At 35.0% G+C, this 24,319-nt stretch carries 26 protein-coding genes and 1 tRNA gene; 15 read left to right on the top strand and 12 right to left on the bottom strand.

The window, feature by feature from the left end; translation table 11 throughout:
* Positions 1-50: 50 nt before the first annotated feature.
* The gene (locus HU137_RS01965) at positions 51-1,148 is read right to left on the bottom strand and encodes an endonuclease (RefSeq protein WP_182042128.1); all 1,098 of its coding nucleotides are present in this window, start codon (positions 1,146-1,148) and stop codon (positions 51-53) included.
* 186 nt (positions 1,149-1,334) lie between these two features.
* Between HU137_RS01965 and rpsT the strand changes: the two genes are divergently transcribed.
* The 3 genes from rpsT to HU137_RS01980 all read left to right on the top strand — a co-directional run bounded on the left by rpsT (position 1,335) and on the right by HU137_RS01980 (position 2,292).
* Positions 1,335-1,589, top strand: a complete 255-nt coding sequence (rpsT, locus tag HU137_RS01970; protein ID WP_182042129.1) for a 30S ribosomal protein S20 — start codon at positions 1,335-1,337, stop codon at positions 1,587-1,589.
* 10 nt (positions 1,590-1,599) lie between these two features.
* Positions 1,600-1,674: transfer RNA gene (locus HU137_RS01975), tRNA-Glu, on the top strand.
* A 213-nt stretch (positions 1,675-1,887) separates the two neighbouring features.
* Positions 1,888-2,292, top strand: coding sequence for an IS1 family transposase (locus tag HU137_RS01980; RefSeq protein ID WP_182042130.1), 405 nt, complete (start codon positions 1,888-1,890; stop codon positions 2,290-2,292).
* Between the two features lie 136 nt (positions 2,293-2,428).
* On the opposite strand, the gene purE is transcribed toward HU137_RS01980, so the two are convergent.
* Both purE and HU137_RS01990 read right to left on the bottom strand, forming a co-directional pair.
* Positions 2,429-2,935: a 5-(carboxyamino)imidazole ribonucleotide mutase gene (gene purE, locus HU137_RS01985; protein ID WP_182042131.1), complete on the bottom strand. Its 507-nt coding sequence runs from the start codon at positions 2,933-2,935 to the stop codon at positions 2,429-2,431.
* An 88-nt stretch (positions 2,936-3,023) separates the two neighbouring features.
* Complete coding sequence (locus tag HU137_RS01990) at positions 3,024-4,151, bottom strand: 5-(carboxyamino)imidazole ribonucleotide synthase (RefSeq protein WP_182042132.1); 1,128 nt, start codon at positions 4,149-4,151, stop codon at positions 3,024-3,026.
* Between the two features lie 145 nt (positions 4,152-4,296).
* Here HU137_RS01990 and HU137_RS01995 point away from each other — a divergent pair, with 145 nt between their 5' ends.
* A complete protein-coding gene (locus HU137_RS01995; protein WP_182042133.1) occupies positions 4,297-6,129 on the top strand; it encodes an ABC transporter ATP-binding protein in 1,833 nt (610 codons plus the stop codon).
* A 6-nt stretch (positions 6,130-6,135) separates the two neighbouring features.
* On the opposite strand, the gene HU137_RS02000 is transcribed toward HU137_RS01995, so the two are convergent.
* Complete coding sequence (locus tag HU137_RS02000; protein ID WP_182042134.1) at positions 6,136-6,579, bottom strand: hypothetical protein; 444 nt, start codon at positions 6,577-6,579, stop codon at positions 6,136-6,138.
* Between the two features lie 214 nt (positions 6,580-6,793).
* On the opposite strand from HU137_RS02000, the gene queG reads away from it, so the two are divergent.
* Positions 6,794-7,744, top strand: coding sequence for a tRNA epoxyqueuosine(34) reductase QueG (gene queG / locus HU137_RS02005; protein WP_394367596.1), 951 nt, complete (start codon positions 6,794-6,796; stop codon positions 7,742-7,744).
* Positions 7,745-7,755: 11 nt separating this feature from the next.
* Positions 7,756-8,268 (top strand): hypothetical protein, encoded by a 513-nt coding sequence (locus tag HU137_RS02010; RefSeq protein ID WP_182042135.1) that lies wholly within the window; start codon positions 7,756-7,758, stop codon positions 8,266-8,268.
* Between the two features lie 18 nt (positions 8,269-8,286).
* Here the strand turns inward: HU137_RS02010 and HU137_RS02015 are convergent, their stop codons facing one another.
* Positions 8,287-9,174, bottom strand: a complete 888-nt coding sequence (locus HU137_RS02015; protein ID WP_182042136.1) for a helix-turn-helix domain-containing protein — start codon at positions 9,172-9,174, stop codon at positions 8,287-8,289.
* 185 nt (positions 9,175-9,359) lie between these two features.
* Between HU137_RS02015 and hemA the strand changes: the two genes are divergently transcribed.
* The 8 genes from hemA (at position 9,360) to HU137_RS02055 (ending at position 16,591) form a co-directional block, all read left to right on the top strand.
* Positions 9,360-10,610 carry a glutamyl-tRNA reductase gene (gene hemA / locus HU137_RS02020; RefSeq protein WP_182042137.1) on the top strand — a complete coding sequence of 417 codons (1,251 nt, stop codon included), beginning with the start codon at positions 9,360-9,362 and terminating at the stop codon, positions 10,608-10,610.
* Entirely contained in the window at positions 10,607-11,524 is a 918-nt protein-coding gene (hemC, locus tag HU137_RS02025) for a hydroxymethylbilane synthase (RefSeq protein ID WP_182042138.1), read from the top strand. The genes hemA and hemC overlap by 4 nt, the downstream gene beginning before the upstream one ends.
* Positions 11,521-12,195, top strand: a complete 675-nt coding sequence (locus tag HU137_RS02030; protein ID WP_182042139.1) for a uroporphyrinogen-III synthase — start codon at positions 11,521-11,523, stop codon at positions 12,193-12,195. Before hemC ends, HU137_RS02030 begins: the two co-directional genes overlap by 4 nt.
* Positions 12,179-13,213 (top strand): uroporphyrinogen decarboxylase, encoded by a 1,035-nt coding sequence (gene hemE / locus HU137_RS02035; RefSeq protein WP_182042140.1) that lies wholly within the window; start codon positions 12,179-12,181, stop codon positions 13,211-13,213. The genes HU137_RS02030 and hemE overlap by 17 nt, the downstream gene beginning before the upstream one ends.
* Before the next feature lie 108 nt (positions 13,214-13,321).
* A complete protein-coding gene (locus HU137_RS02040; RefSeq protein WP_182042141.1) occupies positions 13,322-14,212 on the top strand; it encodes a helix-turn-helix transcriptional regulator in 891 nt (296 codons plus the stop codon).
* Positions 14,213-14,217: 5 nt separating this feature from the next.
* A complete protein-coding gene (locus HU137_RS02045) occupies positions 14,218-14,958 on the top strand; it encodes a hypothetical protein (RefSeq protein WP_182042142.1) in 741 nt (246 codons plus the stop codon).
* Between the two features lie 67 nt (positions 14,959-15,025).
* A complete protein-coding gene (locus HU137_RS02050) occupies positions 15,026-15,778 on the top strand; it encodes a hypothetical protein (protein WP_182042143.1) in 753 nt (250 codons plus the stop codon).
* A gap of 81 nt (positions 15,779-15,859) precedes the next feature.
* On the top strand, positions 15,860-16,591 hold the full coding sequence (locus tag HU137_RS02055) for a hypothetical protein (protein WP_182042144.1): 732 nt from the start codon (positions 15,860-15,862) through the stop codon (positions 16,589-16,591).
* 4 nt (positions 16,592-16,595) lie between these two features.
* Here HU137_RS02055 and HU137_RS02060 read toward each other — a convergent pair whose 3' ends face one another.
* The 7 genes from HU137_RS02060 to HU137_RS02090 form a co-directional block, all read right to left on the bottom strand.
* Positions 16,596-16,988: a GreA/GreB family elongation factor gene (locus HU137_RS02060; RefSeq protein ID WP_182042145.1), complete on the bottom strand. Its 393-nt coding sequence runs from the start codon at positions 16,986-16,988 to the stop codon at positions 16,596-16,598.
* Between the two features lie 216 nt (positions 16,989-17,204).
* Complete coding sequence (locus HU137_RS02065) at positions 17,205-17,549, bottom strand: T9SS type A sorting domain-containing protein (protein WP_182042146.1); 345 nt, start codon at positions 17,547-17,549, stop codon at positions 17,205-17,207.
* Positions 17,550-17,676: 127 nt separating this feature from the next.
* Entirely contained in the window at positions 17,677-18,498 is an 822-nt protein-coding gene (gene tsf, locus HU137_RS02070) for a translation elongation factor Ts (protein WP_182042147.1), read from the bottom strand.
* Between the two features lie 113 nt (positions 18,499-18,611).
* The gene (rpsB, locus tag HU137_RS02075) at positions 18,612-19,388 is read right to left on the bottom strand and encodes a 30S ribosomal protein S2 (RefSeq protein ID WP_182042148.1); all 777 of its coding nucleotides are present in this window, start codon (positions 19,386-19,388) and stop codon (positions 18,612-18,614) included.
* Positions 19,389-19,595: 207 nt separating this feature from the next.
* Complete coding sequence (gene rpsI, locus HU137_RS02080; protein WP_182042149.1) at positions 19,596-19,982, bottom strand: 30S ribosomal protein S9; 387 nt, start codon at positions 19,980-19,982, stop codon at positions 19,596-19,598.
* Positions 19,983-19,984: 2 nt separating this feature from the next.
* Positions 19,985-20,440, bottom strand: a complete 456-nt coding sequence (gene rplM / locus HU137_RS02085) for a 50S ribosomal protein L13 (RefSeq protein WP_182042150.1) — start codon at positions 20,438-20,440, stop codon at positions 19,985-19,987.
* A gap of 163 nt (positions 20,441-20,603) precedes the next feature.
* Positions 20,604-21,485: a T9SS type A sorting domain-containing protein gene (locus HU137_RS02090; protein WP_182042151.1), complete on the bottom strand. Its 882-nt coding sequence runs from the start codon at positions 21,483-21,485 to the stop codon at positions 20,604-20,606.
* Positions 21,486-21,681: 196 nt separating this feature from the next.
* Between HU137_RS02090 and HU137_RS02095 the strand changes: the two genes are divergently transcribed.
* Complete coding sequence (locus tag HU137_RS02095; RefSeq protein ID WP_182042152.1) at positions 21,682-24,102, top strand: thiamine pyrophosphate-dependent enzyme; 2,421 nt, start codon at positions 21,682-21,684, stop codon at positions 24,100-24,102.
* Positions 24,103-24,319: the final 217 nt, after the last annotated feature.

A 24,319-nucleotide genomic window follows, 5' to 3' on the forward strand; every position in this document is an offset into this window, starting at 1 on the left:
AGTTCCCGATGATATTTCAAAGGGAACTTTTGCATTTTATCTATTTGAATTTATTGCTTGATAAATTTCTCTGAAGTTTGATTTCCATCGACCGTCAATTTCAACAAATAAGCACCTTTGGCTAAATGACCTACGTTGATTTCAACATCTTTTGAATTTGGTTTTCCGGTTTGAACTTTTGCTCCTGAAACTGAAAAAATCTCCACTTTCTCAATATTTTTTTCCGCTTTCAAATTCAACATATTTTTTACAGGATTGGGATAAACCTCAACTTTCACATCCGTATTTACGTCAGCAACACTCATTCCTTCTCCCCAAATCTCATTTACCCATTCCGGATGATCTACAAATGGATTTCGGTTATGTTGGATATTATACACCGCATTATTTCGGTCTATTTCTTTCTGACTTACAGGATCTTGATTGTGCCAATTCAATAAAACAGCCACAAACCAATCTTCATAAACCTGATCATTGGTACCATTCAACGGATTATTTGAATCTGAATTAGGATTGTCCCAAGAGCTAGAAGTTACTTCATTTTCATATCGCGTTGCGAAATAAAACAAAATACGGGCGATATCCCCTTTGAACTCATCGATCGGCTCAAATACAACTCCGGTATGTCCGGGACTTGCAGAATTCCCTCTTTTAGAGCCATTGGTAGAAGTCCAAGAAGCAGTACCCACTTCACCAAATGGATAATTGCTTCTCATACCATTTACATAACCATCAGTTGGTAAAACTTGGTGCAAATCGGTACGCATGGGCAATTGTTCATTAAAAAATCCTTGAGGAAAGATATGTTCTTTGTTCCAGCAATCTGCTTCACTGTTATAATTTCCGCATTGATCACCTTCTCCGAAACCATAGTTATAAGCATCTGCCTCAGAAGGTCTTTCCGAATAAACATCCAACAAACTTCCGTCATTTTCAAAATAAAGGTCCTTATCGGTTTGGCTGTATTTACTATCCAAACTACCATAGGAAAGCACAGTGTGTCCATCGATGATATTTTTCAATGCGGTTTTTAAAGCATAACCTTCAAGTCCATCTGCATCATCATAATAACCAGATGGCACTTGCGCGCAAGCAACGGTAGAAAAGGCAACAAAAAAGAGTAAATTGTTAAATTTCAATAATTTCATTGTTTAAATTTTATTTGAAATGCAAAAGTATAAATTAACTGAGTAGGAAAATATGAAAACTTTTAAATTTTTTTTTGATAAACTATTGCAGATATCAAAATTTGTTCTAATTTTGCGCTCTCATTCAGTCAAACACTGATGAACTAGAAACAAAGAAATTTCAGATTTCACAAAGAATTAAATTTTATGGCAAATCATAAGTCAGCATTAAAGAGAATTAGACAAAACGCAGTAAAGAGAGATCGTAATCGTTACTATCACAAATCAGCTCGTACTGCAATCAAAAATTTGCGTGCTGAAACTGAAAAGTCAGCTGCTGAGGAACAATTTCCAAAAGTTTCATCTCAGATTGACAAATTAGCGAAACGCAATATCATTCACAAGAATAAAGCGTCTAACTTAAAGAGCAAATTGGCTAAGCACATCGCGGCTTTGGCTTAATATAAAAGTTGGCCCGTTCGTCTATCGGTTAGGACTTCAGATTTTCATTCTGGCAAGAGGGGTTCGATTCCCCTACGGGCTACCAAACAGGACAAATGATCAAATTGATTGTTTGTCCTTTTTCTTTTTGGGTGAAATTCATTGTTAATCTGAAAGATGGCGCTGTATCAAATATGTTGATTTAATACTTTTATTAAACCTGAAATCTGATTATCAATAATTTAAAATTTTTAAAATACAGAATGAGAGACAACCTTCGGGTTGTTTTTCTATTATTGGAAGTCTTAAATCTACTAAAATGGCTTCGATTACAATAAGGTGCATCAAATCTGTTGATGGAAATAATTCTATGGTTAAAAATGGAAAAACATCTTACGGCAAACAAAGGTTCATTTGCAAAACTTGTAAAAAGTCAAGAGTAGAAAATTATAAATCCAACGCATATCAGTCCGAATTAAACCAACAAATCATCTCATTAACCAAAGAAGGTCTAGGCATCAGAAGTCTGTCTCGGTATTTGAAAGTCTCTGCGACAAAAATTATCAGAAGAATAATTGAAATCGCCCGAACAATTAAGAAGCCTATGATTTCACTTGGAAAAGAATACGAAGTGGATGAAATTTGTATTTACATCGGAACTTTCATTCTATACCGTTTTCTTTTTTTCAATTTTAAGTTTCCTGATCAATTGAATAAAAATTAAGATGGCGCAAACCCAAGTCATTTCCTCGATTTAATTTGTTCAAAATTAAACAAGCTGTTTTAAAGAAAATTTAATCCAACATTATCTAATTCTAAATTCAAAAAAAACCACAATTTTAATAATTGAGGCTTTAAACTTATTGCTTATCAAAAGAATTGGGGAAATCCTTTTTGACCAAATCTATCTTTTCTTCTACTGCCTTTTTTAAATTCACTTGGTAAATCCCTACACGTTTTGCAATTTCGTCTTCAAAAGCTCCAATCATCCTCGCAGCCATAATACCTGCATTTTTAGCAGCATTCAGCGCAACGGTTGCTACTGGAATGCCATTGGGCATTTGTAAAATGGAAAGAATAGAATCCCAACCATCAATAGAATTGGAAGATTTAATTGGAACACCGATAACAGGCAATGAGGTCAAAGAAGCAACCATCCCTGGCAAATGCGCAGCTCCTCCGGCTCCGGCAATGATGATTTTCAAACCTCGACTCCTAGCCGATTGAGCATATTCTACCATCCTTTCTGGAGTTCGGTGAGCAGAGACGATGGTCAATTCATATTCGACCCCGAATTCATCTAAAATTTCAGCTGCTTGTTTCATGATCGGCAAATCACTATCGCTGCCCATGATAATTCCTACCATAATTTTTGTTTCAAGTTTAATGTTTCAAGTCTCATTTTCAAAGTATCAATATAATTATAAAGCAAAATATAGTTCATTTTCAAATTAACTAAACTTTCGCAGTAACCTTTACGGTTTGATTTACTTTTTCTATATTGGACTTTAACCGTTCCAAATCAGCATCTACCAAAGTTACATGACCCATTTTTCTACCTGGACGTGTTTCTTCCTTTGCGTACCAATGCAGGTAAATACCCGGAATCTCCAACATTTCTTCTAAATTTTCGACCTGAGCTTTTCCAGTTTCTCCCTCTGCTCCGATCAGATTGACCATCGCCGAAGTTGCATATAAATCTGTACTTCCCAATGGCAATCCTGCTAAAACGCGTAACATCTGATCAAACTGCGAACTTTTTGCTGCTTCAATGGTCGAATGTCCACTGTTATGAACCCTCGACGCTGTTTCATTTACCCAAATCGTTCCGTTTTTATTCAAAAACATTTCTACGGCAAAAACGCCGGGCGAATTTAAATTGGCAACTACCTTTCTCGCTATTTTCTCTGCTTCTATCGCATGCGTTTCCGATAAATTTCCGGGAACCAACAAATAATCCAGCAAATTGTATTCTTGATTAAAAACCAATTCCACTACCGGATAATTCACCAGATTGCCTTGATCATCCGCTACCACAACCACCGCAATCTCCTTTTCTAAATCGGCGGGCGTTTCATAAATCGAAGGAACCCTTAGGATTTTTTCGATTTCGTTTCTGGAATTCAAATATTGAACGCCTTTTCCGTCATATCCGCCTTTATTGGCTTTTTGAAAAAGCGGAAATTCCGTAACGACACAGATCAATTCTTTCCAATCTTCCAATACGAAATAAGGTGCAGTCGGAATCTGATGATCTACATAAAATTGTTTTTGGATGGATTTGTCTTGAATGATCGCCAAAGCTTCCGGATCAGGAACGATTCGTTTTCCTCTTTTTTTTAATTCGCGAAGCGCATCCACATTAACGTGTTCTATCTCAATCCCGATTGCATCCAAATCTTTTCCGAACGCTAAAACGGTTTCAAAATCTGCAAAATCACCCTGAACAAAATGATGCGCATGTTTGGCACAAGGCGCATTTACAGAAGGATCCAACACATGAATTTCATAAGGATATCGCAAAGCATTTTGCAAAAACATATATCCCAATTGTCCTCCGCCTAAAATTCCGATTTTCATCATACTGCAAATTTACTTCATATAGTTTAAAGTTTAAAGTTTCAGGTTTCAGGTTTTTCCAAAATCTTAATAGTCATCAAGTGAAATACTGATGACTTTTTACTTTTTACTTTTTACAATTAGTACCTTTGCTCAAATTTGACTTTCAATGAGCTTGTTAAAAAGAGCAATTCAATATACAAAACCTTATCGGTCTTCTTTTTTCATTGCCATCATCTGCAATTTTCTCTATGCGATTTTTAATGTGCTGGCATTGGCTTTTATGATGCCGATTCTCAATATTTTATTTGACGAGAAATCTAAACCTATTACGGAAAAACCAATTTATTCAGGCAATTTGCTTGAATTGAAAGATTACGCATCAGACTATTCTGCTTACAGCATGAGCCAAATCGCAATGGAAAGCGGACCTATTCAAGTTCTATTGATTTCTTGTATCGCTTTTATCATTTTGTTTTTCTTTCGAAATATATTTAGTTATTTATCGGAATTCTTTTTAATCGACTTACGTTCTGGCGTTTCTAGAGATTTCCGAGTAGATATACATAATAAAATTTTGGCGCTACCGGTTTCTTATTTTACAGAAAAGAAAAAAGGTGATATGCTGGTCAGAATTTCGAGTGACGTAGGTGAAGTTGAGGGAAATATCTTAAATGGTTTAGTGGAAATCATCAGAAGCCCAATCATGATCATCGTATTTGTCACTTCATTATTTTTAATGAGTTACCAATTGACTTTATTTGCATTATTGGTTTTTCCGATCATGGGAACGATCATTTCTTTGATTGGGAAAAGCCTAAAAAGAGATGCCGGAAAAGCCCAAGTCGAATTGGGAAACATCATGTCTTATGTAGATGAAACCTTGAATTCTTTAAAAATCATCAAAATTTTCAATGCAGAAAACCAAATCACCAACCGATTTGACGCTTCCATCAACCGCTACAGAAAATTGCTCCAAAAGGTCATGAAAAAACGCGCATTGGCTTCGCCTACAAGCGAATTTCTCGGTGCGATTACGATTGGGATGATCGTGTTTTTTGGTGGTAAATTGAGTTTGGAAGGAAATGGATTAAAGGGATCTGAATTCATCTTCTACATCGGAATTTTTTACACATTGCTCGATCCTATCAAAAGGTTTTCTCGTTCGCTTTCTGACATTCAGAAAGGTCAAGTTTCTGCGGAAAGAATATTTGAGCTTTTGGACACAAGAGTGTTGATCAAGGATGACGAACATGCCGTGGAGTTAAATGAATTCAAAGACAAAATCGAATTCAAAAACGTATCATTTGGCTATGCTGAAAAAAATATCATTCAAGATTTCAATTTGACGATAAAAAAAGGAGAAAGTGTAGCATTGGTGGGGCATTCCGGAAGTGGGAAATCAACTATCGCCAATTTGATCACCCGATTTTATGATGTAAGAGATGGCGAAATCCTCATCGACGGCATCAACATCAAAAATATCCAATTAAAAAGTTACAGAAAATTATTTGGATTGGTGACCCAGGACAGCATACTTTTCAATGACACTGTTTTTAACAATATCGCTTTGGGTGATGAAAATCCTTCTTTGGAAAAGGTTAAATCGGCAACACAAATCGGAAATGCACTTGAATTCATAGAAAAATTACCATCAAAATTTGAAGAATCGGTCGGTGAAGGAGGCGGAAAACTCTCCGGTGGCCAAAAACAAAGATTGAGCATTTCAAGAGCCGTTTATAAAAATCCACCGATCATGGTTCTGGACGAAGCGACTTCTGCTCTGGATACACAGTCAGAGAAACTGGTTCAAGATGCGCTTGAAAATATGATGCACAATCGGACTTCTATCGTCATTGCGCACCGGCTTTCGACCATCGTAAGTGCAGATAAAATCATCGTGATGGAAGAAGGTAAAATAAAAGAGTCCGGCACACACACCGAACTCATGAATAGAAATGGAGTCTACTCTAAATTAATCCAATTACAGAATTTGGATTAAAACAACTTATTGTCTTGTAAATTCCAGCAATACACTTTGCCCTTGAAAAATTGTTTGGGTCGTAAAAGTATTGTCGTTTTGAAAAGTTACGGTTGAGCTACTGGTTTCGCCAGATTCATCAAAAGTCACCGAATAAACATCATCGGTTTTAGTCCAAGTACCGGTTTGGGTCACGCCGATCACACAATTTTCAGGCGTAATCCCTTCTTCAAAAGTGTCAATTTCCAAAGAATTATCGTTCATGAAATTGTACAAATTCTGCATCGCACAGAAATTGGTTTGTAAAAGTTGATCATAAATACTTTCTTCTCCTATCCACGCATTTGAAACTTTCCAAGTCCCTACGATCAAATCATCATTTCCACTGGAGGAATCATCATCGTTGTTACAAGATACCGATAGAAATCCCAAAAGAAGCATCGGTAAAATCATTGCTCTGAATTTTTTCATCTATTTATTTTTTTCAAGAACCTGAGGTTCAGTTACATAATTATTTCGGAGGGATAGAACTTTGCCCTACCAAATGCCCATTATGGGCTTTTATTTTACTAAATTTAAATTGCAAAATCAATTTGGTATTCAAATCTTTTTACAACTGATTTAGTCCTATAACGAAATTCATTTTCTATATATTTCTAAATTTGCATAGTTATAAGACAATTTTGTGGAATTTTTAACAACATATCAGCGCAAAACAGGTCCTGCAGAACGCATCAAAAAGCGCGCTATGGAGCTGGGTTTCAATGCTTGTGGAATTGCAGAAGCAGAATTTCTAGAGGAAGAAGCGCCACGACTGGAAAGTTGGTTAAAACAAAACCTTCACGGAAAAATGGCGTATATGGAAAATCATTTTGATATGCGTTTGGATCCAAGACTTTTGGTTGAAAATGCGAAGTCTGTCATTTCATTGACTTATAATTATTTCCCGGAAAAAACCCAAACAAACGAAACTTACAAAATCGCCAAATATGCGTATGGCGTTGATTATCATTTCATTGTAAAAGAAAAACTGAAAGAACTTTTGGCCTTTATTCAAGAAGAATTTGGTGAAATTAACGGTCGGGCATTTGTAGATTCAGCTCCGGTTCTTGAGCATGCTTGGGCCAAAAAGGCAGGAATAGGATGGGTTGGAAAAAATAGTTTGACCATTTCCAAACAGAAAGGATCCTTTTTCTTTTTAGCAGAAATTATCCTCGATTTGGCCTTGGAATATGATGATCCTATTCAAACCGACCATTGCGGAAATTGTACCAGATGCATTGATTCCTGCCCTACAGAAGCCATACTTCCAAATAAAAAAGTGGATGGAAGCAAGTGCATTTCATATTTCACCATAGAATTAAAAGAAGAAATTCCATCTGAAATGACTGGAAAATTTGGAAATTGGATTTTTGGTTGCGATGTTTGCCAAGATGTTTGTCCTTGGAATCGATTTTCACTTCCAACGCAACAAGAAAAATTTAGTCCTAAAGAAGAAATCCTTCAATACACCAAATCGGATTGGGAAGAAATTACGGAAGATGTATTTCGTAGTATTTTTCAGAAATCTCCGGTAAAAAGAACGAAATTTGAGGGATTAAAACGCAATATTAAATTTGTTTCACAAAACAAATAAAACTTATCCAAATGAAAGCAAATCTCCTTTTCTTCTGTTTGTTATGGATCTCCTACACAAACGGACAAATTTCAACCACGCGGATGAATGATATCAGGATCAATTCAAGCTTATCCGAAGTTGAAACAGCTGTGGGGCAAAAATTAGAATTGTCTAAAAAATTGGATGATTGGTTATATACAACTACCGTTAACCAAAAAGGTTCAGAAATTGAATTGGGTTTTACGCAGTATACGGATGAAAATGGACAAAATACTACACAATTGTATGAAATCAAAACCAAATCCTCCAACATCAGAACCTTATCAAAACTGGGAATTGGCAGTAGTTTAGACGATTTATGGAAAGCTTATAAAAATTACAATGTGTCGATTTGGAATGCCTGGAATCCCGATACAGAAAAATATTCGACTACTGAAAGAGTTTTTCAGTTAAACGATAATGATGCTGCAACGGCTCTTTATTTTTATCTCAGAAATGGAAAGGTCTACGAAATCGTTTTATCTTTTAATGAAGGTTGCTAAGGCCACAAAAAATGATTTTCAAACTTGTTTTGAAAATTGTTTGGGGGTGATTCCATATTTCTTTTTAAACGCAGCGATAAAATGTGAGGGATTTTCATAGCCGATTTCGAAAGCGATTTCTTTTACCTGAAGCTCACCATTCTCCAATTTCTCACGTGCAAATTCTAGCTTTTTGTCTAAAACAAATCCATAAACCGTCGTTCCATAAACTTGTTTAAATCCTTCTTTCAATTTGTATTCGGAAAGACCGGTAATCTCAGAAAGTTCTTTTAAAATGGGCGGATTATCCATTCGGTCCAATAAAATATCCTTTGCTTCTTTTAGTTTTCTGGCATCTTTTTCATTGTCAAGAAAAGGACAATTTTCTTTTTGATTGGCTTCAGACTCGGAAAAATACAGCGTAAATAACTCAAACACTTTCCCAAGTACATATAAATTTTCAAAATGAGTAGAAAGGTTATGGTTTTCGATTTGGTTCAAAACCATTCTAACCGTGGTAGAAAAGGCTTGTTGGTTATAATATTTTTCGTTGGAATTGGAACTGTTTAAAAATTCCGCTCTGATATTATGATTGGAAAACAAATGATGCAATTTCTCTACAGAAACGAAAATCATACAAACCTTAGAATCAGCATTTAAACTTAAGTTCAATGGCAATTCCATTTTAGAGTTGTACATCAAAAAACTCGAACCATCAGCTAAACTTATGTTATATCCGCCATTGTTAAAATGAAAAGTCATCCCACCTTTGGTACAAAAATAAAATTGAATGTATTTTTTTTCAATTTTACGGGACAATGTGTCTGTAAATGCCGTATTATTATCCACATAGGCAACGTACATTTCAGAATCCGGCCAATATTCACTCACCCTACTTTTATGGGTATTTTCCAATTTATTTTCCATAGATGACATCCATCATAAAATCGTCCAAATTTACGAAACTCTTTTATGAATACACATTTAAACATGGATTTTTAGGTTTTTGTTTAGAATTATTCTAAAAAAAGAAATTTCGACAGATAGAGGTATTTTTACTGTTTTAGCGTTATTTTCCAAAGCCAAAGCCCTTTACTTTTGTTTTTGAATATATGATAGTAAAACCCTATTCAGATAAAGCGTTTTTTGCCATCGGTGTCAGCTATGAAAAAGCAGATGCAGAAACACGTGGTAAATTTACTTTTTTCCCGGAATCTGTTCCTGATTTTGTGCGTGAAGCAAAAGAAATCGGGATTGACAACTTTTTTATCGTTTCCACTTGTAATCGTTCAGAATTCTATGGTTTTTCCGAGAATCCGGAAACCATGATGGAACTTTATTGCAAACACTCAAAAGGGACCATGGAAGAAATGAAGGAAGTGGTTTCCATCAAAAAAAATGATGAAGCTATCCATCATTTATTTCAAGTTGCAGCAGGATTAAAAAGCCAAATTTTAGGAGATTTTGAGATCATCAGCCAAATTAAAATTTGGTTCAAAAGGTTTAAAAAACAAGGTTCGTCAGGAGCTTTTTTAGAAAGGTTGATCAATACAGCTATCCAAATCAGTAAAAAAATCAAAACCGAAACTACGCTAAGCAATGGCGCAGCTTCTGTTTCTTTTGCTGCAGTGCACTATATTATGGCTACCGAACCAGCCGTTTCGGAGAAAAATATATTGTTGTATGGAATAGGGAAAATTGGTCGAAACACTTGTACCAATTTGATCAAACATACGCAAAACGACCATATTACGTTAATCAATCGATCCAGAGAAAAAGCAGAATTGATGACGGAAAAATACGATGTCTTGGTAAAAGATCATACTGAATTGATCGATCAATTAAAATCAACCGATATTTTAATTGTCGCTACAGGCGCTGAAAGCCCGACTATTACAGAAGAAATGATCCCTTATGATAAAGAAATGACCATCATCGACCTTTCTGTTCCAGAAAATGTGATGCATACTTTGGGTTCTAGAGAAAACATTCAATTGATCAATGTAGATGGCTTATCCAAAATGGTGGACGACACCATCGGATCTAGAAAAGACGCTATACCAGCTGCCCAAGAGATCATCGAAACCTGTAAAACGGAATTTGACGAATGGTTAAAAACGCGTGAATACGTTCCCGTTATTCAATCATTCAAGGAGCGTCTTGAGTTTTTACAAGCATTTGAAACCAAAAATTTAAAGAAAAAAAATCCACAGATCAACGGAAAGGAGACATTAATTGCAGAAAAATTGGTTCAAAACTTGACCAATCAGTTCGCTTCCTATTTATTGGAAAATCGAGAAAATGCAGGGGAAACTATCGCCATGATGGAAGAAATTTTTCGATTAAAACAAATCAATGAATGAAACCCATAAGGATTGGTACAAGAAAAAGTCCATTGGCGCTTTGGCAAGCCCATTTGGTTGAAAAAAAATTAAATGAATTTCAAATTCCAACTGAAATCGTTCCGATCAGTTCTGAGGGAGACCTAAATTTAAAACAACCCATTTATCAACTCGGTATTACAGGCGTTTTTACGAGATCACTAGACATAGCGCTACTCAATCACCAAATCGACATTGCAGTACACAGTTTAAAGGATGTCCCAACTCTTCTTCCTGAAGGAATAAAACTTTCAGGGTTCATGAAAAGAGGCAATCCTCATGATATTTTGGTGTACAAATCAGATGATATCTTCCAAAAAGAAAAACGTACCATCGCAACCGGAAGTTTGAGGAGAACTTCATTTTGGTTACAAAAATACCCTCAGGATTCAGTTGTTGATTTACGTGGAAATGTTCAACTTCGAATTCAGAAATTAGTCGAATCCAATTGGGATGGGGCTATATTTGCCTATGCAGGTTTAGACAGAAGTGAAATACTGAATGAGCTAGTGGCTAAAAATTTAAAATTTAAAATTCTCGATTGGATGATTCCTGCTCCATCTCAAGGTATCGTAGGAATCACATCTCGATCCGGATTTGAAATGCCGGAAATTTCTGATGAAAATTCAAAAATTTCTGCCAATATAGAAAGACAATTTTTAAATGTGCTAGAAGGTGGATGTACAGCTCCTATCGGTGCTTACGCTGAAATTCAGGATGAAAAAATTATTTTTAAAGGTGCGATTTTATCTCTTGATGGTCAGAAAACAATATCAGTTGATGAAGTTTTTCCAACATCAAATTTCGAAAACAAAGGAAAAGAATTGGCTGAAAAATGTTTAGAAAAAGGTGCTAAAGAATTGATCCAACAAATAAAAAAACAGATCCAAAATTGAAAAAGGTTCTTTTCACAAAAGGAATTGACACCATTTGGTTAAGAGAAAATTTGACTGAAAATTTGGGATTTGAAATCGTCCCATTTTTAGAAATTAAATCTTTATCATCTGAACATTTTATTTCAAAAATAGACCCTAACTCCAATCGATTTATTATTTCCAGTCAAAATGCTGTGAAAGCAATTTCTAATTTGAATTTGGAAGGAGAATTTTTCGTTGTAGGACAAAATACTGCTAAAAAATTAACAAAAAACAACTCTAAAGTAGTTCATTTTAAGCATTATGCATCAGAATTAGGACAATACATAGTTCAAAATTATGAACCTCAAATTTGGAATTTCTTTTGTGGAAACACGCGCAGAGACACCTTATTTGAAATTTTAATTCCAAATGGTCATCAGATCAATGAAATGATATGCTATGAATCTACACCAAAGGATTTAATCATTGAAACAGGAAATTTTGATGCACTGGTTTTCTTTAGTCCTTTAGCGGTAAAAACCTTTTTTTCCAAAAATCAGCCTGCCGAAAAATCCATTATTTTCAGCATTGGAAATACGACCACAGCAGCATTGAAAAATTATACTAATAATCAAATAATTAATTCAGACATTCCTACCAAAGAAGATCTGATAAACAAAATAAACCAATATTATGACTCCGAAAAATGATTTATTGCTAAAGGCATTGCGTAGAGAAGAAGTAGAAAGACCTCCGGTATGGATGATGCGTCAAGCAGGTCGATATTTACCTGAATTTATCTCCTTACGTGAACAATATGATTTTTTCACTAGATGTCAAACCCCAGAATTGGCTGCAGAAATTACGGTTCAACCGATCAGAAGATTTCCGCTGGATGCAGCGATTTTATTTTCAGATATTTTGGTAATTCCACAAGCGATGGGCATGGATTTCGAGATGAAACCCAATGTAGGACCTTGGTTGGAAAAACCCATCAGAACTGCTGAACAAATCAAAGCGATTCAAATTCCGGATGTAGAAGAAACGCTTCATTATGTTTTTGAAGCCATAAAACTCACCAAAAAGGAATTGAACAATGAAATTCCTTTGTTTGGTTTTGCGGGTTCTCCCTGGACGATTTTGTGTTATTGTATAGAAGGAAAAGGATCCAAGGCTTTTGACACAGCAAAGAGTTTCTGTTTTCAACATCCCATTGCGGCGCATGAATTGCTTCAAAAAATAACAGATACCACGATTGCTTATTTACTGAAAAAAGTAGAATATGGTTGTGATGTGATTCAGATATTTGACAGTTGGGGCGGGATGCTTTCACCGAAGGATTATGATGAATTTTCCTGGCCATACATCGAACAAATCGTCAATGCAGTTGCTGAAAAAGCTCCTGTTACAGTCTTTGCCAAAGGTTGTTGGTATGCATTGGAAAAAATGAGTCAATCCAAAGCTTCTGCTTTGGGAGTTGACTGGACTTGTTCTCCCAAAACAGCTAGAAAATTGACTCATAATAACATTACTCTTCAAGGAAACTTTGATCCTTCTAGATTATTTTCCACTCCAGATACCATCCAGAGAATGGTCAAAGAAATGATTGATGAATTTGGAACAACAGGCTATATCGCCAATTTAGGCCATGGCATTTTACCAAACGTTCCGGTAGAAAATGCACAGGCTTTTATAGAGGCTGTGGTAGGTTATAAAAAGGTTGGATGAAGAAATCAATATTCTGAATTTTATTAGAATTCTAAATTAATAACTTGCAATGCCATAATTTAGCACAATGAAATTGCATCTTTGCTTTTCATGACTATAAATTAAATTATGGCAGTCAATTTATTTAACCGTTACATATGGCTGGTTGACACAATCAACCGAGCTGGTCAGATTAGTATTGATGAAATCAACAAAAAATGGTTGCGAACCGATTGGAGTGAAGGGCACAAAATTCCTTTGCGCACTTTTCATAATCATCGGAAAAAGGTTGAAGAACTATTTGATATCAATATCGAATGTAATGGCTTTAACCAATATTTCATTGCAACCGACATCGACAACGGTTTACGGAAATGGCTCCTTAATACATTCACAATCAATAATATTATCCATGAAAATTATTCAATAAAAGATAGAATTTTATTTGAATACATTCCTTCAGGACAATCATTTTTAACTACTATTATTGAAGCAATGCGAGATGAAGTTGTTATAAAATTTCATTACAAACCTTTTTGGTATAGCGAAATTCCGGAAATTGAAATTGAACCTCTTTGCATTAAGATTTTCAAACAACGTTGGTATGTCTTGGGGAAAAATTTAAAATTAAATGAACTACGAATTTATTCACTCGACCGAATTCAAAGCATTAATTCCACAAATACAAAATTTAAATTACCGAAAGGTTTTATACCTGCTGAATATTTTGAAAATGCTTTTGGAATTGTTGTTCATCCTCAAATTGAACCATGTTTGGTAAAAGTAAAAGCTTTAGGCAAGAGCATTGATTATCTGAAAAGCCTGCCATTACATCATTCACAACAAGAAATTGAAAGTAATAAGAAATATTCTGTATTTCAATATTATTTGGCTCCAACTTCCGATTTTAAACAACAGATTTTATCGTACGGAAACGATTTAGAAGTAATCACTCCCGAATATTTTAGAAAGGAGATATCTGTAACTATTAACAAAATGAAAAATTTGTATAAAAATTAGTGATCATGAATCCATCTGATAAAAACGAATTACTTAATTTAATTGAAAATGCTAAAGAGTTCGATAAAACTAAAAATTTAACCTTTCTCAAAAATGTTATACTCAATTATGAAAAACAAAAATACCATACATCACCAGGTAAATTTTCCTTTGATAAAATTAAATCAATAGGCGAAACTGCCTATCAACGCGCCATATTTTCATCGAATAAAGCGTCCTTTGAAAACTTAGGAGAAGTTGTTTGGAACGATTTGGAACTTCCAGTTAATTTTAGTAAAAGATCAAGACGAAGATGTGTGGATTTGATAGGCACACTAAAAAATGATAAACTGGTTTTATGTGAACTCAAATTTGCATCAGAAAAAAGTAATTCCAATAATCCAATTTACACAATTATCGAATTACTATTTTACTATTTTCTCATCAAAGAAAATAGAGCGGAACTTGATCATCATAAGGTTTTCCATAAAAACGAAGGATTAATATCATTTAAGTGGAGTAATTTTAATAAAGATTCAATTTTCATTGTTGGGGCAAATGAAAAGTATTGGACTTATTGGTTAGAACGGTATAAAAATCAAATAGATAAAATAGATGAATGGCTAAAAAAATTACCAATAGTAGTTCATTTTTTTTCTTCTAATAATTATGATTTTAAAAAGCAAAAAGGAAATTATGAAAAATATACCCCGAGCATTTTAGGAAAAACAAATTGGAAAGAAATTTTTGTAAAAGGAGAAAAATAATTTGCTCTGCCTGAATTTGGCATATCATACTTCTAATTTTGCTTCATAATTAATAAAATAAAGAAATATGAACACGATAAAATTAGTTAAGGATTATGGTGAGATTTACGATCATCTATTGTATAAGATCCGCAGTTCCAGTGAAAATTGGCTATATGACACTATTATTGAGCTAATTATTCGTAAAAAAATAGTACATGGTAATCTAACTATCCCTGAAGATGCAGAATGGCAATTCAAAAAGAATTATAATACGTTTCGGTACTTTGAAAATGATGAAAGAGATATTAATAACGTAATTGCAGGTGGCCCAGTGATAAAAGCAGTCGGTCATCTACAAGAAAATGAAATAGTTAAAAAATTGATTGAACTGAGACAAGACTGTTCTTTCCTTTATTTTATTATAGAAAATTTTTATGGAGAGGAGCCTAGTCTGTCTTTAATGGAAACAAATACGATGCTTTTAATTAAATTGATTTACGAAGGAATTAAGAACCAAAAGATTAAAGAATTTCCCGAGGACTATGGATTTTACATCTTTACAACCAATAAAATTTCTATGGATGTAACTCAATTAAAAGAAACATTAAAAAATAAAGTTTGTACAGAAATAAATTCTAATTTTCAGGATTCACCTATTAAAAATACCTTTGTTAATCCTGAAGAACTCATTTGGTTTAACAACAATATAGATGCTATTATTGAAAAACTTAACATTAAACAATTTGAATGGATAGAACTGATTGGATCCATCACTGATTTGAGAACTCATTTTGATCTATTAAATTGCTATTACCTATTTAAGCGTTTTGAGAAATAATCATGAGTTTAATAATAAAAATAGATCAATTCTTTCAAAGAACTTAAATTAAAATTATTAGTTAATTAAGTACTTAAAACTATGAACTATACTAACCACGAAAGAAATCACGCAATTTTACCTGGCAGAGAACAAGAATTATTTGAATTTCTCAATGCTTCTATAGTTTGCAATGGGAAAGCAGAACAACATAAACTAAAATATGCCAACAATTCCAATAGTGAAGATGCCCTTACATGGAGTTGCTTTGACAGGTTAAGAAACTTACCCAAAGAAAAAATTGAAGTTGCGCTCGAAGAAATTTTTGAAGATGCTTTTGGAGATTTCAAAGAAATAAATCAGCCAGTACCTGTTCCATTTTCTTTTGCAGATGAACAGAGTATTGAGATCTCTATTGGGAAAAATTTCACCGCTAAATCGGTAAAAGAAAGTACAGAAGTAGACATTTGCATCGAAACTAATGACAAACTTGTATTCTTCGAAGCAAAATTATACAGTAAAATTTCAGAAGCCAATGAAAAACACAAACATGACCAAATAGCCCGAAAATTGCACATAGGTATCGATGTAGCAAATGCTTCTAATCGTGAATTTTATTTCATATTTTTGGATATTGCACCTTGTAAAGAAATCCTGAAATATGGAGAGAAAAAACAAATGAATGCCAGAAGATTCTTGTACTACCGAAATCATCCCGAAAACCTAGTAAAACAACTGAAAGGCGTACCTTTTTCCCAAATTGAAGAAATTTCAAAAAACATGGGTTGGCTTACTTGGGCAAGTTTATATAAAACACTATTGCGCGTAATTTAAGATATCACTCCACCAAATGCTCGTTGGAAACATTTAAGATTTTGATCATCGTGCTTCCGCCAGGCATTTCCCAGTTGACTTCATCATTTTCTGAGAATCCGATTAATGCCACACCCAACGGTGCCAAAAGCGACACTTTACCTGCAGGTAAATTTGCTTCTTCCGGAAGGACCAATTGGATTTTCATTTTTCTTTTGGATTTTGCTTCTTCAATTTCAATTTCAGATCCGATGCGTATGATTTTGGGGTTTAATTCTTCATTTTTGATCACGATAGCACGGTCGAGTTCATCTGACAATTGTTTTGCTTCTTTCAGCACTTTTTGGTCTTGATTTCTCTTAATCAGATTTCGTAAAATTTGATAATCTGCCAATTCAATAATAGGCTTTAATTTCATGATGATAAATTTTTAATCAATAATAAATAGGTAAAACCTCATTTAAAATAAATGAGTAGAAATAAGAAATCTCCCGCTAAATTTAACGAGAGTGCTTAAGAAAGAAAGGCTTTATTATGCGCAAACAAAAGCGCATCTACAAGTTTTATAGATTTAACAATATTCAGTATGTAGGCCTTAAACGGCATAATGAATTGCTTTAAAAATATAATAAGATTATTGTTTGATCAGCGTAGCAACTTCAGAGGAGTTGTCAGAAAAGATTACTCGAACTAAATATTTGCCTTTTTTTAAGTTGCGTACATTTAGGTCGATCACTTTTGCATTGGTATTATACTGCTGTGAAAAAACTTCACTTCCTATGATGCTGTAAATAGAAATTGCTTTAATCTCTGCTTGACTTCCTTCAATTGCCAATTTTATATCAGTAATAGCCGGATTGGGTGAAATTTTTAAATTTTTGTCGCTTAAATTAGATGAAATAGCAATTCCATCCTTTGATTGTGCGTACACACTCAAGGTGGAAAAACATAAGAACATTAAAAGTAGAATTCTTTTCATCTCGATTGATACAAATTTAGGATTTATTTTTTCAATTACCAATATCTATACCAATAAATTTTCTCATAAAAAAAAATGCAGCTCTATATGAACTGCATTTCTAAATATTATATTTAAAAGAATATACTTACAAACTATAACGGATATAACCGGTAACAGTCAAATCAGCGTTTACAGATTTCACATGTTCTGATACAGAAACTTTTGCATCTTTGATAAATGGTTGGTGAACCAAAGTATTGTCTTTAAAGAATTTCTGTAATTTTCCTTTAGCGATGTTCTCAATCATATTTTCAGGTTTCCCTTCTTGACGCAATTGGTCTTTTGCAATTTCCAATTCCTGATCGATTACAGACTGAGAAACTTGACTTTCATCTAAAGCTACTGGGTTCATCGCCGCAACTTGCATAGCGATTTCTCTTGATACTTCTTCGGCTCCATCAACAGAAGCAGAAAGTGCTACAACTGCTCCGATTTTATTTCCAGCATGGATATAAGCGTTAACAAAAGGACCAGCCAATACTTGGAAAGTACCGATTTCGATTTTCTCTCCGATTACTCCGGTTTGCTCTGTCAATTTTTCTGCTACGGTGATTCCATCCAATTGAGCATTCAATAATTCTTCTTTATTTTCAAAAGTAAGCGCCATATCAGCCAATCTTTGTGCCAATGCAACAAAGTCTTCGTTTTTAGCAACGAAATCAGTTTCACAATTCAAAGAAACGATTACTCCTTTTGTGTTGTCACCATTTACTTTTGCAATCACAGCTCCTTCTGTACTTTCTCTATCAGCACGATTTGCAGCTACTTTTTGTCCTTTTTTACGAAGGATTTCGATTGCTTTATCAAAATCTCCACCTGCTTCTTCCAAAGCCTTTTTTGAGTCCATCATACCCGCTCCGGTAGCATTACGAAGTTTACTTACTTCTGCGGCAGTTGCTTTATACATTGTTAATTTATTTAATGGTTAATATTGAATTCTAAAATAAAAAGTAGTTCTTCCATAAGCGAAAGAACTACATTAATTTATGATTAATTTTGATGATCAAACATCATGTATGATTATTCAGCGTCGTTCGTTTCTTGCGCTTCAACTTGAACCTGAGCTTCTTCTGCCCCTTTTGGTTCATCTTTGGATTTGTCTTTTTCCGCTTTTCTTGCAGACAACCCTTCTTTGATAGCATCTGTAACATTTTGTAAGATGATATCAACTGATTTTGAAGCATCATCATTTGCAGGAATAGCAAAATCAACTTCTCTTGGATCTGTATTGGTATCTACCATAGCAAAGATTGGAATCCCCAATTTTTGTGCTTCAGCAACTGCAATATGCTCTCTTACAGTGTCTACGATAAAGATTGCAGAAGGAATACGTGTCATATCTGATATAGATCCTAAATCTTTTTCCAATTTAGCTCTTTGACGATCTACTTGTAAACGCTCTTTTTTAGACAAAGTTTCAAATGTTCCATCTTTTTTCATTCTGTCGATGGAGTTCATTTTTTTAACCGCTTTACGGATGGTAACAAAATTAGTCAACATACCTCCCATCCATCGTTCAGTGATGTAAGGCATATTTACTTCTTCTGCATGTTTTGCTACAACTTCTTTTGCTTGTTTCTTCGTTGCTACAAAAAGAATTTTTCTTCCTGAAGAAGCGATTTTCCCAAGTGCATTGGAAGCTTCTTCCAATTTTACAGCTGTTTTATGAAGATCGATGATGTGGATTCCGTTTTTCTCCATGAAGATATAAGGAGACATATTAGGATTCCATTTTCTTGTTAAATGACCGAAGTGTACTCCGGCTTCTAACAATTCTTTTACATTTGCTTTTGCCATTTTCTTTGTTTTTAGTTTACGTTCCGCTTATTCAGCAAGCAATGTTTGAGTGGTTGAAATGATCTCGCCAAAAACATTTAGATGCTAAACCAACCGGAAAATGGTTTGTTTAATATTTAGTTTAAAGTTCAATGTTTAAGGTTTGAAGTTTTTATGACAATTGGTCTGATTCAAAACTTCGTGCGTTAAACAACAAACAAATTCTTCTTAACGTTTTGAGAATTGGAAACGCTTACGAGCTTTCTTCTGACCAAATTTCTTACGCTCTACCATACGAGGATCACGAGTCAATAATCCTTCTGGTTTCAATTGAAGTCTGAAATCTGCATCTACTTCGCAAAGTGCTCTGGAAATCCCCAAACGGATAGCTTCCGCTTGACCGGTAATTCCTCCTCCAAAAACTTTCACATCTACATTGTATTTTCCTTTGTTTCCGGTAATAGCCAAAGGCTGCTCTACCTTATATTGTAAAACACCTGTAGTGAAATAGTCTTTCAATTCGCGACCATTGATGTAAATTTCGCCGTTACCTTCTTGTAGATAAACTCGAGCTACTGAAGTTTTTCTTCGGCCTATTTTGTGAACGATTGCCATAATTATAAATATGCTTTAATGTCTATTGATTTTGGTTTTTGACCTTGATGTGGATGCTCTTCACCTGTGTAAACATAAACGTTTGACAAGATTTGAGCTCCTAACTTGTTTTTTGGAAGCATCCCTTTTACTGATTTTTCAATCAAACGGATCGGATCTTTATCAAACAATTGCTGAGCAGTCAAACTTCTCTGCCCACCTGGATAGCCTGTGTGACGAATGTATAATTTTTCGTCCCATTTTTTTCCGGTTAACTGAATTTTATCGGCATTTAACACCACCACATAATCTCCACAATCAGCATGAGGTGTAAAACTTGTTTTGTGTTTTCCTCTTGCCAATTTAGCAACTCCTGATGCCAATCTACCTAAACTTAGGCCGGCAGCATCTACTTGAATCCACTCCTTTTGTGCGGTTTCTTTATTTGCCGATATTGTTTTATAACTCAACGTATCCACTGTATTGATTTTTAATAATTTATATATTGTGAATGAAAATTCGGGTTGCAAATGTAGGAATTCATTTTGTTTTTCCCAAATGCTTTTCAGATTTATTTTAATTAATTGAAAATAAAAGTGCCCCGACACTCGGAGCACTTTAAAATTTTATGTCGTGAATTAATTATTTAACCACAACTTTTTTCGTCAACGTTTCATTTCCAGCTTGGATTTTTACGATGTAAACTCCAGATGGCAATGCACCCATGTTAACTTGAGTAGATTGAGCATTTGGATTAGCTTTCAAAACTTGCTGACCCGCAGTATTAAATACCGCAACATTTGAAATGTTTCCTTTTGCAGAAATGTTTACGTTATCTTTCACAACGGTTGGGTAAACTGCAATTGAAGAACCTGTCATATCACTAACACCCATTTGGTCAGTAAATACGATATCGTCTACATAGTAAGAGTTGTTTGCGTGGATACTGAAGAAGTCAACACCACCGATTTGAGGCGCATTTGGAGACTCATCCAAACCAGCCAATCCATTGTAAACTTCAGTTCCATCTAAAGTTACAACTACTGTGTTTGCATCAATGTCATAAACAAATTTCAATGTAAACCACTCATCATATGGAAAATCAAATGGATAGAAGAAGTCATCGCCTCCATATAAGATTCCTTGATCTGGATAATCTTCATAATTAACTTGATCATTAAAGTGGAAACTCAATCCCCAAACTCCTCCAGTAGTAGCTGGATCTTGATCCTCTTGGAAGTTAAAATAACCAGTTAATCCAAATTCAATGAACAATTTCATTTCATATTCCCAAACTCCAGAATTTTTATTGCCAAGCATTAAAATCGCATCTTGCACACCATCATTCCCAATGTATCCTGATTGTGAACCAGAAGAGGCTTGATCGTTTGCAATGATAATGTTCTCTGCACCAGAAGCTCCAGACCAAGTCGTCCAATGACCACCGAAATATGGACCCAATGGATACGAATCAAAGTTTTCTGTTAACTGCGCATTTGCCGAAAATCCAATGACTAATGACAATGCTAAAAAATAGATTTTTTTCATAATTTTCCTTATTAATTTATAGTTATAGACTGTAAAATTATTTAAAACTTTCTTAAAATCAAAATTCATTTCAGTTAAAATTTAATGTTTGTAGGCTGAAAAAACACCTACCCCAGTTTATTTCAATCTTATTTAGTATTTTTGCCTTCTTATAATTTTATAGATTATATCCATGCAAACACAAACAGAAAATAAACTTTCCTTTCAAGAATTTAAAAATCAAATATTGGATGATTATAGAACCGCAATTCTTTCTCGCGAAACCAGTTTACTGGGAAGAAGAGAGGTTTTAACGGGAAAAGCCAAATTTGGAATTTTTGGAGATGGAAAGGAATTACCGCAGATTGCGATGGCTCGCGTTTTTAAAAATGGAGATTTCCGCTCTGGATATTACCGTGACCAAACTTTTATGTTTGCAATTGGTCAATTGAGCATAGAAGCTTTTTTTGCGCAATTGTATTCCAATACCAATTTAGAAAAAGAGCCTTCATCAGGGGGGAGACAGATGACTTCCCACTTCGGTACGCGTTCTCTAAATGAAGATGGAAGCTGGAAGAAATTGACCGAACAAAAAAATTCAAGTTCCGATATCTCACCTACTTCCGGTCAAATGCCTCGTTTACTTGGTCTTGCGCAAGCTTCGAAATTTTATCGAAACCATCCCGACGCCGATGCTGAAAATAATTTTTCTATATCCGGGAACGAAATTGCATTTGGAACCATAGGTGACGCAAGTACCTCCGAGGGACCATTCTGGGAAACCATTAATGCAGGTGGCGTACTTCAAGTTCCCATGATCGTTTCCATTTGGGATGATGGCTACGGAATTTCAGTTCCCGCCAAATACCAACGTACCAAAGCCAATTTAAGCGAATTGCTCTCCGGATTTGAACGAAATGAAAACCAACGTGGCTATGAAATCATCACCGTAAAAGCTTGGGATTATCCGGCGCTAATCGACGCCTACCAACGCGCAGAAAAACTAGCTCGTGAAGAACATATTCCATGCGTAGTTCATGTAAGAGAGTGTACGCAACCACAAGGTCACTCTACATCCGGATCGCATGAACGCTACAAATCAGAAGAACGTTTGAACTGGGAAAAAGATTTTGACGGCATCACAAAATTCAAAGAATGGATCCTCAATTTTGATGCAGGAGATGAGAAAATTGCCTCAATAGAAGAATTAGAAAATATAGAAGCCGAAGCCAAAAAAGAAGTGAAAACGGCTCAAAAACAAGCTTGGGACGATTATTTGAATCCAATTGTTGATCTAAAGAATAAGGCGGTTGAATTGCTAGAAAATTTAGCCAACAAAAGTTCAAATAAAACCTTTATCGAAACCGAAATCAATTCGCTGAAAGCCAAACAAACACCTTTCAAAAAGGACATTTACAGTGCAATTCGAAAAGTTTTCCGATTGACTAGAAGTGAAAACATTTCAGCAAAAGAAGAATTGAAAAATTGGTATGACGAACGAATGAAAATCGAAGAGGATATTTATTCGTCGCATTTGCATAGCCAGTCCCAATGGAGCGCAACAAGCGTCCCACAGATTCAACCAGAATTCTCCACTGACCAAATGGAGGACGGTCGTGTCGTATTGCGAGATAATTTTGATAAAATATTTGAAAAATATTCCAACGTATTGGTTTTTGGTGAAGATGCCGGAAACATCGGTGATGTCAACCAAGGACTCGAAGGTCTTCAAGAAAAATATGGTGAAAGCAAAGTAGCCGACACCGGAATTCGTGAAGCTACGATTATGGGACAAGGAATCGGGATGGCGATGCGTGGACTTCGTCCGATTGCGGAAATCCAATATTTAGATTACGTATTGTATGCATTGCAATTGATGTCTGACGATTTGGCAACGGTTCAGTACCGAACCAAAGGAGGTCAAAAAGCACCGGTAATCATCCGTACACGTGGACACCGACTAGAAGGAATTTGGCATGCAGGTTCACCGATGGGCGGAATCTTGAATTTGGTACGTGGAATTTATGTTTTGGTGCCAAGAGATTTGACCAAAGCTGCAGGTTTTTACAATACGTTGTTGCAGTGTGACGAACCGGCTATCGTTGTGGAAAGTCTGAACGGATACCGCTTAAAAGAAAAAATGCCTTCCAATTTAGGTGAATTTACTACACCAATCGGTGAAGTCGAGATCACCAAAGAAGGTTCTGACGTTACGCTTGTAACTTATGGTTCAACTTGGAGAGTCGTGACGGAAGCCGCAAAAGAATTGGCGCAATTGGGCATCGATGCAGAAGTGATCGATATTCAGTCCTTGTTGCCATTTGATTTGAAACATGACATCGTAAAAAGTTTAGAGAAAACCAATCGTTTGGTAGTCATCGATGAAGATGTTCCGGGAAGTGCTTCTGCTTTTATGTTGCAACAAATTTTAGAAGTACAAAACGGTTATTTCCATTTGGATAGCAAACCGACTACCATTACGGCTAAACCACACAGACCGGCTTATGCGACCGATGGTGATTATTTCTCCAAACCTTCTGTAGATGACATCGTGGAAAAAGTCTATGAATTGTTTCATGAAGCAAAACCCCAAGATTTCCCTGAATTATTTTAAGAATTAAGTTCAAAAATAAATATTTCAAATCCGTCAGAAATGGCGGATTTTTTTTTCCCATTTTATTAGGATACTCAATTTGCGTGAGGGATGGAGGTATTGTTTGACTACGTCGAACCACTTCGTTAGGTTTGAGCTCTTTCTTTTTGTTGACTGAGGTTCTCATTGTTGACTGAGGTTCTCGAAGTCAAACAAAAAGAAAAGCGAGTGCCTAGAG

It is taken from the genome of Moheibacter lacus, from assembly GCF_014042165.1.
Classification (GTDB): Bacteria; Bacteroidota; Bacteroidia; order Flavobacteriales; family Weeksellaceae; genus Moheibacter; species Moheibacter lacus.

Excerpts from the sequence above, each read along its gene's own strand:
- HU137_RS01965 (WP_182042128.1), bottom strand. The coding sequence starts at position 1,148 with ATGAAATTATTGAAATTTAACAATTTACTCTTTTTTGTTGCCTTTTCT.
- rpsT (WP_182042129.1), top strand. The coding sequence starts at position 1,335 with ATGGCAAATCATAAGTCAGCATTAAAGAGAATTAGACAAAACGCAGTA.
- HU137_RS01980 (WP_182042130.1), top strand. The coding sequence starts at position 1,888 with ATGGCTTCGATTACAATAAGGTGCATCAAATCTGTTGATGGAAATAAT.
- purE (WP_182042131.1), bottom strand. The coding sequence starts at position 2,935 with ATGGTAGGAATTATCATGGGCAGCGATAGTGATTTGCCGATCATGAAA.
- HU137_RS01990 (WP_182042132.1), bottom strand. The coding sequence starts at position 4,151 with ATGATGAAAATCGGAATTTTAGGCGGAGGACAATTGGGATATATGTTT.
- HU137_RS01995 (WP_182042133.1), top strand. The coding sequence starts at position 4,297 with ATGAGCTTGTTAAAAAGAGCAATTCAATATACAAAACCTTATCGGTCT.
- HU137_RS02000 (WP_182042134.1), bottom strand. The coding sequence starts at position 6,579 with ATGAAAAAATTCAGAGCAATGATTTTACCGATGCTTCTTTTGGGATTT.
- HU137_RS02010 (WP_182042135.1), top strand. The coding sequence starts at position 7,756 with ATGAAAGCAAATCTCCTTTTCTTCTGTTTGTTATGGATCTCCTACACA.
- HU137_RS02015 (WP_182042136.1), bottom strand. The coding sequence starts at position 9,174 with ATGGAAAATAAATTGGAAAATACCCATAAAAGTAGGGTGAGTGAATAT.
- hemA (WP_182042137.1), top strand. The coding sequence starts at position 9,360 with ATGATAGTAAAACCCTATTCAGATAAAGCGTTTTTTGCCATCGGTGTC.
- hemC (WP_182042138.1), top strand. The coding sequence starts at position 10,607 with ATGAAACCCATAAGGATTGGTACAAGAAAAAGTCCATTGGCGCTTTGG.
- hemE (WP_182042140.1), top strand. The coding sequence starts at position 12,179 with ATGACTCCGAAAAATGATTTATTGCTAAAGGCATTGCGTAGAGAAGAA.
- HU137_RS02040 (WP_182042141.1), top strand. The coding sequence starts at position 13,322 with ATGGCAGTCAATTTATTTAACCGTTACATATGGCTGGTTGACACAATC.
- HU137_RS02045 (WP_182042142.1), top strand. The coding sequence starts at position 14,218 with ATGAATCCATCTGATAAAAACGAATTACTTAATTTAATTGAAAATGCT.
- HU137_RS02050 (WP_182042143.1), top strand. The coding sequence starts at position 15,026 with ATGAACACGATAAAATTAGTTAAGGATTATGGTGAGATTTACGATCAT.
- HU137_RS02055 (WP_182042144.1), top strand. The coding sequence starts at position 15,860 with ATGAACTATACTAACCACGAAAGAAATCACGCAATTTTACCTGGCAGA.
- HU137_RS02060 (WP_182042145.1), bottom strand. The coding sequence starts at position 16,988 with ATGAAATTAAAGCCTATTATTGAATTGGCAGATTATCAAATTTTACGA.
- HU137_RS02065 (WP_182042146.1), bottom strand. The coding sequence starts at position 17,549 with ATGAAAAGAATTCTACTTTTAATGTTCTTATGTTTTTCCACCTTGAGT.
- tsf (WP_182042147.1), bottom strand. The coding sequence starts at position 18,498 with ATGTATAAAGCAACTGCCGCAGAAGTAAGTAAACTTCGTAATGCTACC.
- rpsB (WP_182042148.1), bottom strand. The coding sequence starts at position 19,388 with ATGGCAAAAGCAAATGTAAAAGAATTGTTAGAAGCCGGAGTACACTTC.
- rpsI (WP_182042149.1), bottom strand. The coding sequence starts at position 19,982 with ATGGCAATCGTTCACAAAATAGGCCGAAGAAAAACTTCAGTAGCTCGA.
- HU137_RS02095 (WP_182042152.1), top strand. The coding sequence starts at position 21,682 with ATGCAAACACAAACAGAAAATAAACTTTCCTTTCAAGAATTTAAAAAT.